The following is a 17,892-nucleotide window of genomic DNA, read 5'->3' as shown; positions in this document are numbered from 1 at the left end:
TTGAAAATGCGTGGAATGAACAAAATGAGGCGAGGGGTTCTCGCCGCCGTCGCAGGGTGTATGGCCCTTGCGGGGGTTTCGCACGGACAGATGAATGCATACCTGCCGAACCCTGGCCCGATGCAGTGGGTCAATCCGGTGGATGGGGTGAATGTACCCGGTCCATTTGTGATCGGGGACGACGAGCACCTTCGGGATGTTCCGAACATGCCGCCTTTGGATCAGATCCCTCCGATGCCGATGCCCAACTCGGATAATTGGCAGCCGAGTCTGAATCCTGATTGGTCCACCACATTCCACGATGCAGAAACCGGCGAGACGTACCAGATGCCTCTGAACCCGAACCTGTCGGGCCAGGGTTTCGGGCAGTCGCCTTGGGGTGACTACAAGGGCGCGGACCAGATGACCGAGGATGAATGGGCCTACCGGGGGTTTGGGTCGATGTTTGCCATCGGCGGCGACCTGACGACGTGGCCCCGACGCGGCAACGTCAAACTGTTCATGCGGTTTGTCGATCAGAACAACATTACCCGCTGGTTCACCTGCTCGGGTTCGATGACGGACGCCGGTGTGGTGCTGACGGCGGCGCACTGCGTGTATGCACGCAACCCGAACGGCATCAACATTTTCAACTGGGCGAGCGAAGTCATCGTGTACCCGGCTTGGACAGGAACCGGAACCGAATGGGGAGTCCCGGGATCCAACGAAGTCATTCAGAACTACGGTTGGGCACGGGGCACCGCGTTCCTTGCTGGTTCGAATTACATCAACAATGGCGACTTCGACTCTGACGCCGGGCTTGTGCGCATCCAGCGCAATACCAGCCGTCACACCGGCGCGATGACCGGTTGGTTCGCGTGGGCATGGGGCGGCTCGTGCAGTTTCCACCAGGGACAGCTTTATCAGAGTTACAGCTACCCCTCCGAGAATTGCGGTGGCGGGCTGCATACAGGACGCACGCTGTACTACTGGAGTGGAAACTGGGATTCATGCCCAGGAAATCAGTTGCAGATGGACACGACCGCGGGTTGCCTGACGGCGATCTGGGGCGGCATGTCGGGCTCGGGAGCCTATTACGCGGAAGGTGACAATCGTTACGTGCATGCGATCTGTTCGAACTCGAATCGCTCGACGGTTGGCCGATATGCCCGGCAGTGGGAGCAGTGGATCAACGACCGCAACACGTTCGTGACCAACACGCGTGGCTCGACGTTTGACCTGCAAGCACTTCAGTTCCGCGCCACGGGAAGCACAACGGTCAAGGCAGGAACGGCTATGAACGCCGGCAGCACCGTGCTGATGTCCAATATGACCAACGCCAATCCGGCGTCGGCAACGTACACCCTTCGGGTCTATCTGTCTTCGAACAACATCATTTCAGGAAGCGATACGCTTCTTGCGACGTGGAACTACTCGGTTGACTTCGGGGCGATGCAGAACATCACATTCAACGTGCCCGCACCGAATATTCCGGTGACGACGACGCCTGGAACCTACTGGATTGGTGTGGTGCTCGATGCAGCAACCGACAGCTTCAGCAGCAACAACGCTACGAGCACCTGGGACGCGCAGCAGATCTCGGTCACGCTCGGCGACCCGGCCGCCCCGGTTCTTTCGAGCCCGTCGAACGGCGCGACCAACGTCAGCATCAATGCCAACCTGTTCTGGAACAGTGCGGCACGTGCGACGAGCTACGACGTGTACTTCGGTACCAGCGCGACCCCGCCATTCGTCGGCAACACTGCTGGGACAACGTGGACACTCCCGGCGCTTGCGTATGACACGACCTATTTCTGGCGTGTCGTCTCCCGCAACGCAGCGGGAACCGCCAGCAGCGCGACCTGGTCGTTCCGCACTGTGGCGGCTCCGTTCGTCGATCTCTCTGCCAACTATGTGACAACCTCTGCGGGCACGTTCTATCGTGGCACCAACATTCTGGTAAATCATCAGGTCGGAAATGTCGGCAACACCGCGAGCGGCAACTACACGCTCGAAATCCGCATCTCGCCGAACACGATCATCTCGACAGCCGACCCGCTGATGTCGTCGACGAACTATATCGGATTGAACGCTGGCTCGACTCGGACGGTCAACAGTTTCGCGTCGCAGATTCCGCCAACGATGAGCCCCGGAACCTACTACATCGGAACGCGCATCGTTTCAGGCGAGGACACCAACAGCGGAAACAACACTGCTGTCACAGGCAACACCATCACGGTGGCAGCATGCAGCGGCGACTTCACGGTGCCCTGGGGCGTGATCGACTTCTTCGATATCCAGACCTTCCTCAACTGGTACAGTGCCAATGACCCGCGTGCCAACCTCAATGGCGACAACCTCATTGACTTCTTCGACGTGCAGTTGATGCTGAACTGGTACTCGCAGGGCTGCCCGTAACGGCAGGTTCTGATCTGAGGCCGCTCTAGAAACTCTCGGGGGCTGCGGGAAACTGCAGCCCCCGTTTCATTTTTGTAACCAGGGTTTGGTCAATGCCCGCGACCACAAACACCAAACGAAGCGAGTGGGTGGCTACTTCGGTTGGGCAGGGTCATCAGCGCCATTGGCTTTGCCGTCGGCTGGCGCATCAGGCTCGGCTACGGATTCATCGCTCTTATCACCGCTGAGGCGAAGGAATGGAATGGTGCTGTCGAGGTTCCGGACAATCTGACGGATGGCTTCGAGATGGACATCAAGCGAAGCAAGGTGCTCGTCAATGTCGCTGAGCGATTCGAGCCTCGTGTTGGCAGCGATGAGTTGGTCGTCGATCGCACGCAGCTTCTCGTCGATGCTGCCGAGGCGAGCCTGCTTCTGGGTCAACTGTGCGTCGAGTGTTGCGAGCCGCTCGTTGGTGGTGTCAAGACTGGTGTTGACACGAATGAGTTCTTCGTGGATGTCGGTGATGACGCAGCCGGGGAGAGCAGCGAGAACAGCGATGCCCGCTGGGACTAGGACAAATTTGCGGACCGGCATCAATAAACTCCTTGCGCGAACTCGCGGCTATGGGTACGTGACTTGCCTCCAGGCGCTTACTTGACAGCAAGCCGCTTGAATCGGTACATTGCTGTAGAATATACCCCCCTTTCAGAAGGAGACTTTCCGATGTCAAGATTCCTTCCTCGCATCCTTGGTCGAGATCCTGTGGAGCAGATTTGCAACGGCATCTCAATTGGGGATCGGGTGAATAGCGCAATGAACGAAAGAGACGAGCGACAAAAACCATTGGTGAAGATGACCAATCGCGGATCTGTCATTCAGCCATCGGTCAATTCTGAACGCTTTGATGGACGCGATTTTACCACGATCAAAGAAGCGAGCAAATCTCAGGTTTTTCGTGCGTCTGGGGCCCGTGTCTCGTCTGAACAGGCGCATTCTCTTTTGGCAGAGGCGAAAGCGGAAAAGACTCCGAGCATGGTGTCCCTTAATGATGGCTGACTTGGATCTTCCAAATTCCTGACATGAGAAAAAATAACCCCCGGCTTGCGCCAGGGGCTCGTGGTTGATCCGATTCATCAGGCTTTGGAAGTAACTCAGGCCTTGGCTGCGGCTTCAGCCTTCTTGCGGGCGTCGTCGAGCGTGCCGACGTACATGAACGCCGATTCGGGCAGATCGTCGCCTTCGCCGTTGCAGAGACGCTCGAAGGAGGTGATCGTGTCTTCGAGCGAGGTGTACACGCCGGGGAAGCCGGTGAAGACTTCCGCGACATAGAACGGCTGACTCAGGAAGCGCTCGATACGGCGTGCGCGGTTGACGATCTGCTTGTCCTCTTCGGACAACTCATCGACGCCGAGGATGGCGATGATGTCCTGAAGATCCTTGTATCGCTGGAGGGTCTTCTGAACGCGCTGGGCGACGGCGTAGTGGCGCTCGCCGATGATGCCTCGGTCGAGAATTCGTGATGTCGAAGCGAGCGGATCGACAGCGGGGAAGATGCCCTTCTCAGCGATGCCGCGCTCGAGCACGACGAAGGCATCGAGGTGGGCAAACGCCGTGGCAGGCGCCGGGTCGGTCAAGTCGTCAGCGGGCACATAGATGGCCTGCACAGACGTGATGGCGCCCTTGCTGGTCGAAGTGATGCGTTCCTGCAACTGACCCATTTCGGTCGAGAGGGTCGGCTGATAACCCACGGCCGACGGCATGCGGCCGAGAAGTGCCGACACTTCGGAACCCGCCTGTGTGAAGCGGAAGATGTTGTCGACGAAGATCATGGTTTCCTTGCCGGATTCGTCGCGGAAGTTCTCGGCCATGGTCAGGCCTGAGAGGGCGACGCGGAGGCGTGAGCCGGGCGGTTCGTTCATCTGGCCGAAGACCATGGCGACCTTGTCGATGACGTGTGCCTTGTTGCCGTTTTCGTCGGTGTATTCGGCTTCCTGCATTTCGCGCCAGAGGTCGTTGCCTTCACGGGTGCGTTCGCCGACGCCGCAGAACACGGAGTAGCCGCCGAACTCGCGGGCGACGCGGGCGATCATTTCCTGAATGATGACGGTCTTGCCGACGCCTGCACCGCCGAAGAGACCGATCTTTCCGCCGCGGACGAAGGGGCAGAGCAGGTCGATGACTTTGATGCCGGTCACGAGAATTTCGGTGTTGGGGTTGAGCTGGCTGAACTCAGGCGGTTCGCGGTGAATGGGCGAGCGGCTGGCGGAAGGAGCTGGGCGGTTGTCGATGGGGTCGCCCAAGAGGTTGAAGACGCGGCCGAGCACGGGGTCGCCGACGGGAACCGTTACGGGTGAGCCGGTGTCGATGGTTTCGATGCCGCGGCGGAGGCCGTCGGTTGAACCGAGAGCAACGGCTCGGACGCGACCGCCACCGAGGTGCTGCTGAACTTCGCCCGTGAGCTTGGTGGAGTGGCCGTCCTGCGTCCAGGTGACGGTGATGGCGTTGTAGATTTCGGGGAGTGCATCCTCGGGGAATTGTGCGTCGAAAGTTGAGCCGATGACCTGTGTAACGGTGCCTTTGGTGCCGGTCGCCATGAGCAGATTTTCCTTTCGTTTCCATCCCTGACGGGCTGGCCGTGGGACGGGTCGAAAGGATAGGGGGGTGAGGGGCGGAAGGCCACCGATCCGAATGCAGTCGCGCGGGGGTCAGGTGAGCGCTGACAGGGTCCGAATCCATTGCGCGTTGGCGAGCGATTCGGGCACTTCGAGGCGTTTGAGGCCCAGGATGCGGTGGTGCTCATGGTGCAGAACGTGCACAACCCGAACATGCCAGACTGCCCGTCCATGCGGGACTTCAAAGCAGACGACCATCCGTGTCCCCAGGGCCAGCGGAATGCGAACGGAAACCGCCAGACCCTCGGCAGTGATATTGACACCCTCGCCATGGCGCTCCATGATCGGCTGGTCCTCTTCGGAGAGAACAATCAAACGGACGGAGCCCGGCAGCGGCTGGCGATCGGTGTCGCGTCGCTCCTGGTTTTCGGTTGCGGTCATCGGACCCAACGGTGTGAGCATGCTGCCATCTCTCCCGAGCGCGGAATGAACGCGGCGAAACGTGTCCGCGTGCTCAGAAGAGAACATGCGCATAAGAGAAAGACAAACGAAATGGGCTCAGAGGTCACGGATGGTAATTGCTTGCGCGATACAGACGGCACGAACCTTACAGATGAACTTGAAAGTGCGGATCGTGCCCAGGCTGGCCGAGATTGCAAGACACGATCAGTCGTCGCCAGATTCGGGCAACGGTCGAATGCGTTCTGTCGCGGTGTCGGTTGCGGCTTCAGTCAGGATTCGCCTGTAGGTCTCGTAGCGTTCGATCGGAATTTGGCCGAGTTCAGCTGCGGCGCGGACGGCGCACTTCGGCTCGTGCAGATGTGTGCAGTCGTTGTATCGGCAGTCGTCGACAAAAGGTGAGAACTCGGTGAAGGCTTCGCGGATCTGCTCTGGCGAGAGATTGTCGAGGCTGAAGGACCGGACGCCAGGCGTGTCGATGACTTTCGCGCCGCCTTCGATGACGTGGAGAGACGATGCGGTTGTCGTGTGCTGTCCGCGGCGATGAGCTTCTGAGATCGTTCCGACCTTGACGCCAAGCGAGGGATCGAGCGCATTGGCGAGTGAACTCTTGCCGACACCGGAGTGCCCGACGAAGGCGCACGTTTTTCCCGCGATGGCAGCCCGCAGGTCCTCGATGCCAGCGCCGGTCTCAGCGGAAGCCTCGATCACGCGAATGCCGATGCGGCGGTAGGGCTCGAGTTGCTCGAGTTCGGAGCGATCGCCGGGTGGAAGTTGATCGATCTTGTTGACGCAGATGATCGGTTCAGCACCGCCCCGCTGCACGGCCACCAGATAGCGGTCGATGAGTCGCGGATGCAACGCCGGAGCAACTACAGAAACAACAATCACAACCGCATCGATGTTGGCCACGATCACGCGCGTGCGGCTGGGCTGACGCGGATCGGGCCTGGAGAGGCTTGTACGTCGAGGCAGAACCCGGACGAGCCTCGATCTGCCAGGTGGAGGTGCTGGTTCATAGATCGCCTCATCACCGACCGCGAGCAACTCGTGCTGACGGGCAGCAATATCAGGGCTGAGCAGGCACGATTCGAGTCGGCCGTCGTCGTCGATGAGGCACGACCTTCGCCCTACGGAGACGACGAGTCCTCGGTGTACCGTCTGCGAGTCTGGATTCGGGTCCGGGCGCGCGCCGTCATTCTGTTGTGCCCGCTCGGCGAGGATCTTGATGGCCCAATCGCGAACAGTGTCGTCCTTTGTGCGTGCGCGCGGCGGGTCATCGGGGTCTTCATGCTTCTTGCGGGCCCGCTGCGCTTCGAGGCGGCGAGCCGCAGCCTGCTTGAAGAGGCGAACGCGCTCTGTCTTGGGCAAGTCGTCGAGCAACTTCTCGATTTGTGTGCGTTGGTGCTTGTTCATGCAGGCGGGCCGGGGCGAAAGAGCAGGCCCCTGCCATCACACGCAGATTGTAGTGATGCGGAACAAACGGACGAAATGAAAATCCGTTCAAAATCCGAATGGGCCAGAGAGGACTCGAACCTCCGACCTCACCCTTATCAGGGGTGCGCTCTAACCAGCTGAGCTACTAGCCCGACGTCAAGGCCAGCAGTATATCGCCCCGCGCCGGGTCGAGTCTTCAAGTGCGGGCCAAAACCTTGTCCGGGTCAAAGGTCTGCGCGTCTGGCAGAATGGGCGGAGTTGAGGGCGGTCAAAGGGCGCGTAACTTGAGTGCAAAGCAGCCTCCGGGCCCTTCTTCGAGAGTCAGGTCGCCTCCGAGTTCGGTGGCCAGGCCTCGAGCCAGTGCGAGGCCCAGCCCGAGACCGGACTGGGCATGGGAACGATGGGCGGCGCCGCGATGGAAAGCGGAGAAGATTTTTCCGCGATCGGCATGCGGTATCCCCGGCCCCGCGTCGCGGACACGAAACACAACTTTGCCAGACTCGAACTTGACGCTGAGGTTGATACGGGCGGCCGACTCGCCCTCGGCGAGGCCATACTTGCAGGCGTTGTCGACGAGGTTAACCAGTATGCGCTCGACTGTGCCTGCATCGGCCGCGAGACGCCGAATCCCGATGCCGGCTTCTGCGTCGATAGTCAGACTCGCCCCCGACTGCTCGGCACGCTGATGCAGCGGCACGCTCACGCTTGCGAGAAGAGTCTCGACATCGATCACCGAGTGCGTCTGCGCTTTGGGGCGGCTGAGGCGAGCGTACGCGAGTACATTCTCGACGATTCCGGCAAGTCGGCGCGATTCGCCCTTGAGCGTCTGGAGATAGCGGTCCTTCGCTTCATGCTCGGTCACGAGCCCATCAGCGAGCATCTCGGTGTACAGACAAAATGTTGTGAGCGGGGTACGAAGTTCGTGAGTGACAGCGGAAACAAAGCGCCCCCGACGCTCACCCAGACGCATCGAAGCGCGAAGTACAAACCCGATCGCAGCAATCGCAGCCAGCACGGCTGCCCAGGTCACGACAAGAGTCAGGCGGACGGTCGTCAGACCGAGCGGTGGCACATCGGGAAGCGGGCCGATCTCGAGCCGCGCGGGAATCGAGGCGAGCACCCGGGCCGTACTGCCGCGTGAATCGGAAGAGTTGATGGGCTGGAGTTCGGCTAGTGGCAGGAGGTCGAGCACGCTCGAAAGAAGCAGCGTGCGGAGTATCGGCCAATCGACCCAGATGCCCTGGCGAAACTGCACCCCATCGACCACGACTGATCGCACGAAGAGCAACTCGTGTTCGCCGAGGTCATTGACAAGCCACGTCGGGCGAAAACTGGCCATCAGCACGTCTGTCGAGTTTTCAGCAGTGCTCGAAGGCATGGTCACGCGAAATGGGCCGAGCCTCAAGTCGCGCGTTGCCTGGGTCTCCTTTGATTGTGCCTCCGGTTCGGTCGCCACAAGCGGCCGCGCAAACTGGCTGACGCTGCGTTCGACATTCTCGACTCTCTGCCTGTAGTCGAGTTCATCTTTACTTAGAATCGCATCCTCGCCCTTGGCTTTCTGGTCTTGCGCGATGGAGAACATCGATTCAGCGCTGCTCTGGTCGGGTGATGGGGCAACACCGATTCCGCTCAGAGCCAAGCGGTCTGCGAGCGCGAGTCTGGCCTGCTGATGCACATCGCGGAGCGATTCGAGCAAGCGTTCGGAGCGTGCGATCTGTCCGGCCATGCCGAGCGTCGATTCGGCAAGGTCGAGCATGTTGCCCGAAGGGACCTGTGGCGAGGTGATCGTGCCGTCTGGTTCGATCTGAAAATGAAGGCGAATGAGATCGGCCGAGACGGTCATTGAGCGCGAGGCGAGCAGCAAGGGACTGGCGACGAGCACTTCGCCGGGCTTGACCTCCTCCCACATGCGTGTGTACGCGCGTTCAGCCGGAAAGAACGGGCGATAGTGAAAATAGGGTCTGGCGGATTCCTGAGCGATGATCGGCGTCAGTGTCGAATCCATGCGCCACAGGGCGAGTCGCGCGCGCTCCTCGAAGTCGCTCAGGACGGTTGATTCGGCATCGCGCCGTTCGAGTCGCAGAACCTGCCATGTGACCCAACCGAGCCCGTCGAGCACCAGAACGGCGCACACAGCGAACACCAGCCACGTGATCCATGGCCTCTGCCTCACTCACCACCTCGCGGGGCACCGTCATGCACCAGCATGTACCCTTTCCCTCGAACCGTCGCGATGATCTGAGGCTCGGCGGGGTCGTCCTGTAACTGTTCACGCAATCGTGCGACAGCCATATCGATCGTGCGCGTGTGCACGCCCCTCGGATCAAACCCCCACACGCGGCTGAGCAGCTCATCGCGACTGATCGCACGCCCGGGGTTTGCAGCAAGATAGGCGAGAACTTCGATCTCGCGCTGTGGCAGCTGAACACGCGAGCCATCGGGAAGCACCGCCTCGCGTCGCTCAAAATCGACGACGCGCCCGGCAATCGTGAGCGAGCGAAGCGTTCGCGGACGCTCGGCAGATCGCCGCATGACCGCTTCGACCCGCGCGATGAGTTCGGCAAGGCTGAAGGGCTTGACGATGTAGTCGTCGGCCCCGAGGCGCAGACCCCGGACGCGGTCTTCCTCTTCGCCGCGCGCGGTGAGGAAGATGACGGGGAGCGTGGGCTTGGCCTTGCGCAACTCTCGAAGCATGGCCATGCCGTCCATCACGGGCATCATGATGTCGAGCAGCACAAGATCGACTTCGCACCCCAGCGCCAGCGCCAGCCCCTGTTTGCCATCGGGCGCTTCGAACATCTGGTAGCTGTGAGCTGCCAGAGCATCGACAAGCCCGCGCCGAATCGCTTCATCATCTTCAACAACCAACAGCTTTCCCTGAGACATAATTACTTCTCCATCGTGCCCAAGCCATGAGCATATCAGTTCATTGCACACGACGGATCAACACTGCCTGGCCCTTGATATTGAGAAGCACATCGGCATCGAGAGCCAGAATGCCCTGCTGGTTGTTGGCGACAAGGTACTCGAGCACTTCGTCGAACTCCTTTGAATCGAAGTCGATGATGCGCGCTGGTTTGATATCGGGCGTATCGAGCAGCGAGGCCTCGACCCAGCGATTGCTTCGGCGGTACAGCGACAAATTCGCGATGTTCTGAACCGGATCGGAGGCAGCCCGACCGCCCGCAGCATCTACGCTGTAAAACGACGTCGATGCTGGTGCAACCTGCTTCCTGCTCAGCATGTCGAGGTTGGTGGCCTCACGCTGCACGCCTTCGGCACCACTTCGACTCTGTTGTGCTGGTGCAAAGTGTCGTTGGCGGGATGCGCCCTTGTCGGCCAAGTCCTGGCGGTACTCGCTTTCGAGAGCAATAAACGCGGTGTATTCGGTCAGGATGCCGTGCTCTTTCGAGAGCGCCACGATCTCGTCAACCAGTTCCTTGTATGCGGGGTTGTTCTGGTTGAAGTCGGGATCGGCCGAGCGCTGCCGCAGGGCGTCGATGAGTGTTGCGATCTTGCGCTGGGCCCAGAGTCGGGCGACAAATGCATTGGCATGCGAAGCCTGATCGGGCACGAAGTCGGCAGCGATGCTCACGACTTCTTCGCCAGCCGAGCCGGCAATCGCGGCACGGAACTTCTCACCTGAGTTGTACTGCCCGACGACGATCATCTGTTCGCCCGCGAAAATATCGGGCAGTACTCCGGGCAGGACCTCGCGCAGAGCCCCAGGGCCGACCGCCAGATCGACCCGAACTTCGCGCAGCACCGGGTCGAGCAATACGGGGCCATGCAGTTTTGCGAATACCTGCCCAACCTTCACCTCCACGTCTTCCTGAGGCTCGACAAAAGTTGCCACAGCACGACTGCCCGATGAGATCCCCGACAATAACGGCGCGTTGACGTCGTAGCCCACACCAAATGAGAAAATGCGGCGCTTGTGAATGTTTGCCTTCGAAGCCGCCTCACGGATAACTACTTCGTTGGTCGGCCCAACCGTCGGCAGCCCGTCGGTGAGAAACAGCACCAGCGGAAGCACACCAGACTCGGGCGTGGCGCGGAGCGCTTCGAGCAACGCATCGTGGATGTTGGTTCCACCCATTGCACGAATTTCGGACACATACTGCCGCATCTTCGCGATCGACTCTGCATTCTTCTCGACCGGGCGCGAGGAGAAGCGTGAGATCGTGTCCGAGTAGTCGATGATGTTGAACAGCTCTCCATCGTCGAGCGCTTCGATGATCTGCATGGTGGCCGCTTTGGCCTGTTCCATCTTTTCGCCGCGCATACTGCCCGATCGATCGATGACCAGTGTGACCTCTCGCTTCGTGTGCTTGGCTTGCTCGACATCCGGCGCGTCGACAATCAGCAGGAAGTAACCCCCCTGCCCGCTCCCGACGCGAGCGTCGGGATACAGCAGCACAGTTGCCGATGTGCCATCCGACGCGCCGACAACATACGTCACACGCACAGGCCCGGCAGATTGCGGGTTGCGGACCTTCAGCTTCAGGTCGTTTACGCCGAGTCGTTCTTCACTGACATCGTGCGTTGGCGAATACATCGCACCGATGCCGCGGCTCGACTTCACCCGCATCGCGACCTTCCAGGGCACGCGCGACGCATCGACCGACTGCGAGCGGGCCAATACATAATCCACCCGCCCCGACTCTGCTTTGATCGTGTGCTCGTACACCACACGAAACGTCTGCGTGCCACCAGCCGGCACCGGGAACACGCTCGACTGAATCAGCCCCGTTCCCACAAACTCGAGCAAGCCCGGATCGACCATGCGCCGCACAATGTCGCGGTACAACTTCGTCGCTTCGTCGCGAGGCATGAGAATCGCGTTGGGTTCTTCGCTGATTGCGTCGATGCCAAACGCCCGAATCGCAGCATCGCTCGGCACCGGAAGGGCCAACTGTGCCTCGCGCGGGCTGCGCGATGGGTTGAAGAGCGTGACGGCCATATGCACCGTCGCTACCTGATCGACAATATCGATGTCAACATCCACACCCTTGACCTCGATCGCGTCCTGATGCCAGTACGGCCGATGCGGCACAACGATGTCCGGACCAATCGGGCGAGGCCGTGTTGACTCAGGCTGGGAAGGCATGACCGAGGTCGTGACACTTGAAGCTTCGAGTTTGCCCGCTCCCATCGCCACCGTACCCGCCATCATGATTGCGACGAGCCCAAGTCTGCACAGCGCGCGTTTCGTCAACATCGGATCGCTCCTTGAGTGGTTTGTCCAACCAGTCAGTTGTACGGGATATCGGCTATCGCGGGAGTCACGGGGGTGTAACACCCTCCTCGGCCGATTGCATCATCACCTGCGCGGGAAGGGCCCAACCGAGCACCCCGGCACCTGCCAATAACGCCCCAGTCGCGATAAATGCTATTTCGAGACTGAACCAGGTCTGTATCGCCCCGGCGAACTGAGGCCCGAGAAACGCGACCATCCACGCTCCGCCAAGCATCAGCCCCGACGCAAGCGAAGTGCGATGCGGAAGCAACCGCTGGGCCAGGCTCATGCTGATCGGCACCATCGAGCCAAACCCGATTCCAGCCAGTACGGTCGCGAAAAACGCCATCGGCATCACCCATTGCGTCGCCAATCCCTCGGCCAAAGGCAGGCAGGCGATCGCGATCGCGCCAACCCAGGGCATGGTCATAAATGCCGCCTTCTCAAACCGCACCGCCAGAAGAAGCCCGAGCGTGATGCCGCCAGCGCCCATCCCGACCTGCTGTGCGCCCTGCAATGGGCCATTGAGTTTCGACGCTGCGAGTCCGATCTGCTCGATCGTTGCCTCAGGTCCGAGCCTGCGCGTTGCCAGGCGCGTCGTCCATTCGACAACGAGGTAAACCAATGCCATATTGACCGAAAAGCGAATCACGTTCCCGAAATACAGCACACCTACCGCAAACCAACGCAAGCGGCGCTCGACTTCTGACAGACTCGCATGAAACGCGCTGGCACCGTGCCCCTTATGTGGCACACGATGAATCGCCCACGCCAGCACGAGCGCCGACCCGAAGCCGATTGGCAGGAACCACGCCAGACTGCGCAGGCCAAACGCGATGTCCGGAGTTTCGCCATCTCCCGCCGCGAGGCGTGCAAAGCCACTGACATACACCGGCGAAAGAAGGTTGCCCAGGACGCCGCCCATCATGCCCGCCAGAAAGAAGTATGCGACATAGCGCGATCGCGCACGACCCGCGAGCGAACCCACAGCTGCCGCTGCCGGCGGATGAAAAGCCCCCACTCCCGCCGCCCCGATCGCGTGCAGAACGAGGAGATGCCAGAAATGTTGTGCAAACCCGATGCTCGAAATGCACACCAGCGCGATACACATCCCGATCGTGCCGAGCGTTCTGGTGTTGTGTCGATCGCTGAGAAGTGCAACGATCGGCTGAATCGCGCCGCTCGTGATGCTCCCGACCCCGATGAGGATTGCGACTTCGACCTTGGACATGCCCAGTCGCGCCGAAAGCAGAGGCATCAAGGCGATCACAAAGAACGAGAAGAAATCGACAACCGTGTGGACACCGATGGCCACGCCAGCACGCAGTCGCCGATCGTAGATCGGATCGGCACTGGTCAAGCTTGTCGGAGCCGCAGCCGTGGTCAATGCACGCCTCACAAGCCCGTCGATGCACGAGTCTCAGGCTCGACCGGGTCGCACCATGGTATGGCAGCTAGCTTCAGTACCCAACCGGACGCCCGCCCTTGCGTGGGTCGCTCGCAGCATCCCAGCCTTTCCCAAGCCTGCGAATCACCTGAACATCGCCGATCGCAGCGCGCTCGATGACCTCGTGCCCGCGTGCTTCGAGTCCGAGGCGTACCTCGTCGTCGGCCATGAGCCCCGCTTCGAGCTCGACTCGGTTCGGAATCCATTGGTGGTGCAGACGCGGCGCGCCCACAGCGCTCACTGCCGACTCGCCGGCCAGCACGCGCAGCAGCACTTGCATCGTCCCGGTGATGATTCGAGGTCCGCCCGACGCTCCAGCCACCGCGACCAGGCCCGCATCATCGAAGACCAGTGTCGGCGACATGCTCGACAGTGGCCTCTTGCCGGGTGCGGGCAGGTTGCGTTCGCTCTGTACGAGGCCGAAGGCGTTGGTCTCGCCGCGCCGAGTGAGAAAGTCGTCCATCTCGTTGTTGAGCACGAATCCGAATTCATCGACGCCCACCAATGAGCCGAACTCGAGGTTGATCGTCTCCGTGCAAGCGACCGCGTTTCCCCAGATATCCACGATCGAGAAGTGACTCGTGCCGCTATCAGGAAGACCCGGTTCGGTCGAGCCATAGGCATGAGGCGGGCCGGTGTGCTGCAGGTCGATTTTCGCAGCCAGACTCATTGCATGATCACGACTCACCAGCCAGGGCACCGGCACATCAACAAACGCCGGATCCCCGAACCACCGCGCGCGATCCGCAAAGGCATGCTTGAGCGATTCTGCAATGAGATGCCCTGCGGCACTGTCGTGCATACTGAACCCTAAAGGGTGCCCCGCTGCTTCGAGAATACTCAGCGCTTGAAGCATCGTCACGCCACCACTGGAAGGTGGCGGCATGCCCACGAACTCGTAGTCGCCGATGCGCACCCTCACAGGCTCGGTCTCGCGGACGCGATAGTTCCGCAAGTCAGCCAGGGTCATATCTCCACCATCCTTGCGTGCTGCGTGTACTACGCGCCTGCCAATCTCACCGTCATAGAACGCGGCTGCTCCGTCGCGCGAAATCAATCGCAAAGCCTCCGCCTGCTCGGGAAGGCGAATCACGTCACCAACTTCGACCGCGCCATCGCGCAAGAAGCGCGACCACACCAACCCAAAGCGGTCCTTCCATTGCGGACTCTTCTCGAACTGTTCCTCCAGCTGACGAGCCGCTGCGACGTAATGCGCATCAACTGCAAACCCGCGCTCCGCCAGTGCGATGGCCGGTGCGACGACGCGCGACCGAGGTAGTCGGCCGTACTTCTCTTGTGCATACATCAGCCCGGCCACCGTTCCCGGCACAGCAACCGCCGTGCCCCCGCGGGTGCTCGATCGCCCGCCGCTCTCGTAGTACGCTGCACCGACCGCAGCAGGTGCGACTTCGCGATAGTCGATCGCGGTCACGAGGCTGCCATGGCGTTCATCATCGACAAGCGAAATGATCATGAACCCGCCGCCCCCGATTCCGCACGAATACGGGCGCACCACCGACAGCGCGAGCGATGTTGCAACAGCAGCGTCCACCGCATTGCCACCGGCTGCAAGAATCTCGGCCCCCGCACGCGATGCCAGTTCGTGGTCGGCAGCAACCACCGCGCGTGCAAACGGCCCGACCGAACGCAGGTGCCCCCCGCCACCCGAAGGTGACCCGCACCCAAAGCACAGCAGTACACACAGACCAAGCAACAGCGTTCGAAGTGTCATGACGGATCCTTGCCGCGCCAGGCGCGCCGCGTCGTGTGGGGCCTGGTCTTTACCTCGCTCGATGCGAGCAGATGACGAACTTGCCGTTTCCTGACAATATGATCCGCAAAATTTGGCAACCGAGTTGCTTTCTGTGAACGAACAACTTGACAGACCGTGCCATGAGTCGTCATGCTGTGGTTGACGCGATTTGGCGTGCCACACTGTGCTGCATCGTCCGGTCGTGGGCATTTGACAGGCTTTACTGCTTCTAGGGAGGGGATTTCCATGAAGGTTTTCGGACGATCGTTGGTCGTTGCTGCTCTCTTTGCCAGCGCCTGCTTCGGCCAGGTTCAACTCAATCCGGACGAAATCATGCCGATCGACAACGATCCCCGCGTGCGTTTCGATCATCACCACCTCGTCGAAGTCCACACGCACTCGGAGCAGGAACTCGAAACCGTCCTGGCCCTCATCGAAACCGTCTGGTCTGAGCGCGTCGGCGTCGGTTCGCTGCTGGTGCAGTTTCCACCCCACGCGATGGCGCAGCTCAAGAAACTCGGCATCGAGCATGAAATTGTGCACCCGAATGTGCAGGAACTCATCGACGAGGAATGGGACCAACTGCGCACGCTCAGCCAGCAACGCGGGTTGTCATGGTTCCAGACTTACCGACAGCTGGGCGAGTACACGACTCGACTCAACGAACTTCAGGCGGCACATCCGACGCTGGCACGCCTCGCCATCACGGGCCAGTCGATTCAGGCCCGTGACATTCCGGTGATTCACATTACCGCGCCTGGTGACGCGTCGAGCAGGCCCGTGGTGTTCATCGTCGGTGGGCAGCATGCGCGCGAGTGGATCAGCGGCATGACCGTCATGTATCTGGCCGAGAGTCTGCTTGAAGGCTATGGCACTGACCCGCGCATCACCGACATTCTCGACACGACCGAGATCATCATCGCTCCGATCGCCAACCCCGATGGATATGTCTACACCTGGACCAACAATCGCCTCTGGCGCAAGAACCGCCGCGGCGGGTACGGCGTCGATCTCAATCGCAACTGGGGCTACGAATGGGGAGGAGCCGGATCGAGCGGAAACACAGGCAACGATACCTATCGCGGCACCGCGCCCTTCTCGGAGCCCGAAACCAATGCCCTTCGCCTCTATGCTCAGGCCGACCCGCGCGTAGTCTCGCACATTGACTACCACAGTTACAGCCAACTCATTCTCTGGCCTTGGGGCTATGGCCCGGTCGATCCGCCCATGCACGAATACAACCGCTTCCACGATCTCTGCCATGACATGCGCGACGCCATTCTCGATGCCGGAGGCGTGCCCTATCTGCCTCAGCCCTCGTACGAGCTCTACTCCGCCGCAGGCGTTGCCGCCGACTGGTTCTATGGATCTCTTGGAGCCTCTGGCATCACGATCGAACTGCGCGATACAGGTAATTTCGGCTTCGAACTCCCTCCAGCACAGATCATCCCGACTGCACAGGAAAACCTCCCCGCGTTTCTGATGTATGTCGAACGCACCACTCTTCCGCTCTCGATGTCGCTCGCAGCACCCGCACCCGAAGTCATCAACTCTTCCGGCCAGACACTCGATCTGACTATCACAGCTGTCACATCGTCGTACTACGCAGGATCGGCCACTCTTCATTACCGCGTCAACGGCGGCAGCTTCAACACCGCTCCACTCACCCCCATCACCGACACCACTTTCCTCGCAACTTTCCCTAATGTCCCGTGCGGCACCGAGATTGAATACTACTTCTCCGCGCTCGCAACCAACAATGCCACCGTCACACTCCCCGCGAATGGCGATGAGAGCCCATTCGCCGCACAGGCAGTTGACATCGCAGTCCCATTCTTCGATGACGTCGAATCCGGCACCAACGGCTGGACCGCGGGCGCCCCCGGCGACACCGCTACCGTCGGCCAATGGGAACGAGGTATCCCGCAAGCCACCGCGGCTCAGCCCGGCGCTGACCATACACCCAACGGGCAATACTGCTGGATCACCGGCGCAGCCTCAGGCGGAAGTCTCGGTGCCAACGATGTCGATAACGGCATCACCACGCTCATCTCCCCGATCATCGATGCCTCAGCAGCCGCTGCCAATCCCGCACTCGATGCCTACATCATCTATCACCGCTGGTACTCCAACGACCAGGGCGCAGCCCCGAACGCCGACTCAATGCCAATCGACATCTCCAACAACGACGGCCAGACGTGGACCCAACTCGAACTCGTCGCAGAAAACCTCAATCGCTGGGAACGCAAAGAATTCCGCATCCGTGACTTTGTCGAGCCCACAAGCCAGATGCGCGTCCGCTTCATCGCACGCGACCTCGGCTCGGGCTCAATCGTCGAGGCCGCCATCGACGATGTCTGGCTGGAGATCCGAGGCTGCCCCTGCGCCCCGGCCGACTTCAACTGCGATGGCAATCTTGACTTCTTCGATGTGCAGGCATTCCTCACCGCCTTCTCCGCCCAGGATCCCGCCGGCGACTTCAATGGCGACGGCGAGTTCAACTTCTTTGACGTCCAGGCATTCCTCACGGCCTTCAGCGGCGGGTAAGACAGTCCGATAGCCCACTCGC

12 protein-coding genes and 1 tRNA gene are annotated in these 17,892 nt (G+C 60.7%); 3 read left to right on the top strand and 10 right to left on the bottom strand.

From position 1 onward, the window contains the following. Positions 1-6 precede the first annotated feature (6 nt). Entirely contained in the window at positions 7-2,397 is a 2,391-nt protein-coding gene (locus tag KF757_11210) for a hypothetical protein (GenBank protein MBX3323548.1), read from the top strand. A gap of 132 nt (positions 2,398-2,529) precedes the next feature. On the opposite strand, the gene KF757_11205 is transcribed toward KF757_11210, so the two are convergent. Then, positions 2,530-2,970, bottom strand: a complete 441-nt coding sequence (locus tag KF757_11205) for a hypothetical protein (protein MBX3323547.1) — start codon at positions 2,968-2,970, stop codon at positions 2,530-2,532. Between the two features lie 129 nt (positions 2,971-3,099). Here KF757_11205 and KF757_11200 point away from each other — a divergent pair, with 129 nt between their 5' ends. Then, positions 3,100-3,432, top strand: a complete 333-nt coding sequence (locus tag KF757_11200; GenBank protein ID MBX3323546.1) for a hypothetical protein — start codon at positions 3,100-3,102, stop codon at positions 3,430-3,432. 95 nt (positions 3,433-3,527) lie between these two features. Here KF757_11200 and atpD read toward each other — a convergent pair whose 3' ends face one another. The 9 genes from atpD to ggt form a co-directional block, all read right to left on the bottom strand. Further along, positions 3,528-4,970, bottom strand: coding sequence for a F0F1 ATP synthase subunit beta (atpD, locus tag KF757_11195; protein ID MBX3323545.1), 1,443 nt, complete (start codon positions 4,968-4,970; stop codon positions 3,528-3,530). A gap of 111 nt (positions 4,971-5,081) precedes the next feature. After that, positions 5,082-5,450 (bottom strand): hypothetical protein, encoded by a 369-nt coding sequence (locus tag KF757_11190; GenBank protein ID MBX3323544.1) that lies wholly within the window; start codon positions 5,448-5,450, stop codon positions 5,082-5,084. A gap of 204 nt (positions 5,451-5,654) precedes the next feature. Next, positions 5,655-6,863: a ribosome small subunit-dependent GTPase A gene (rsgA, locus tag KF757_11185; protein ID MBX3323543.1), complete on the bottom strand. Its 1,209-nt coding sequence runs from the start codon at positions 6,861-6,863 to the stop codon at positions 5,655-5,657. A gap of 99 nt (positions 6,864-6,962) precedes the next feature. Continuing rightward, positions 6,963-7,036, bottom strand: a tRNA-Ile gene (locus tag KF757_11180). A gap of 116 nt (positions 7,037-7,152) precedes the next feature. Continuing rightward, on the bottom strand, positions 7,153-9,027 hold the full coding sequence (locus KF757_11175; protein MBX3323542.1) for a HAMP domain-containing histidine kinase: 1,875 nt from the start codon (positions 9,025-9,027) through the stop codon (positions 7,153-7,155). A gap of 26 nt (positions 9,028-9,053) precedes the next feature. Further along, the gene (locus KF757_11170) at positions 9,054-9,770 is read right to left on the bottom strand and encodes a response regulator transcription factor (GenBank protein MBX3323541.1); all 717 of its coding nucleotides are present in this window, start codon (positions 9,768-9,770) and stop codon (positions 9,054-9,056) included. Between the two features lie 40 nt (positions 9,771-9,810). Continuing rightward, a complete protein-coding gene (locus KF757_11165; GenBank protein ID MBX3323540.1) occupies positions 9,811-12,105 on the bottom strand; it encodes a VWA domain-containing protein in 2,295 nt (764 codons plus the stop codon). A 64-nt stretch (positions 12,106-12,169) separates the two neighbouring features. Beyond that, positions 12,170-13,483: an MFS transporter gene (locus tag KF757_11160; GenBank protein ID MBX3323539.1), complete on the bottom strand. Its 1,314-nt coding sequence runs from the start codon at positions 13,481-13,483 to the stop codon at positions 12,170-12,172. A 100-nt stretch (positions 13,484-13,583) separates the two neighbouring features. Beyond that, entirely contained in the window at positions 13,584-15,302 is a 1,719-nt protein-coding gene (gene ggt / locus KF757_11155) for a gamma-glutamyltransferase (GenBank protein ID MBX3323538.1), read from the bottom strand. A 267-nt stretch (positions 15,303-15,569) separates the two neighbouring features. Between ggt and KF757_11150 the strand changes: the two genes are divergently transcribed. After that, positions 15,570-17,870, top strand: a complete 2,301-nt coding sequence (locus tag KF757_11150; protein ID MBX3323537.1) for a hypothetical protein — start codon at positions 15,570-15,572, stop codon at positions 17,868-17,870. Positions 17,871-17,892 lie beyond the last annotated feature (22 nt).

It is taken from the genome of Phycisphaeraceae bacterium (genome assembly GCA_019636795.1).
In the GTDB taxonomy this organism is placed as follows: domain Bacteria; phylum Planctomycetota; class Phycisphaerae; order Phycisphaerales; family UBA1924; genus JAHBWW01.
This window is presented reverse-complemented; position numbering and strand designations above follow the sequence as displayed.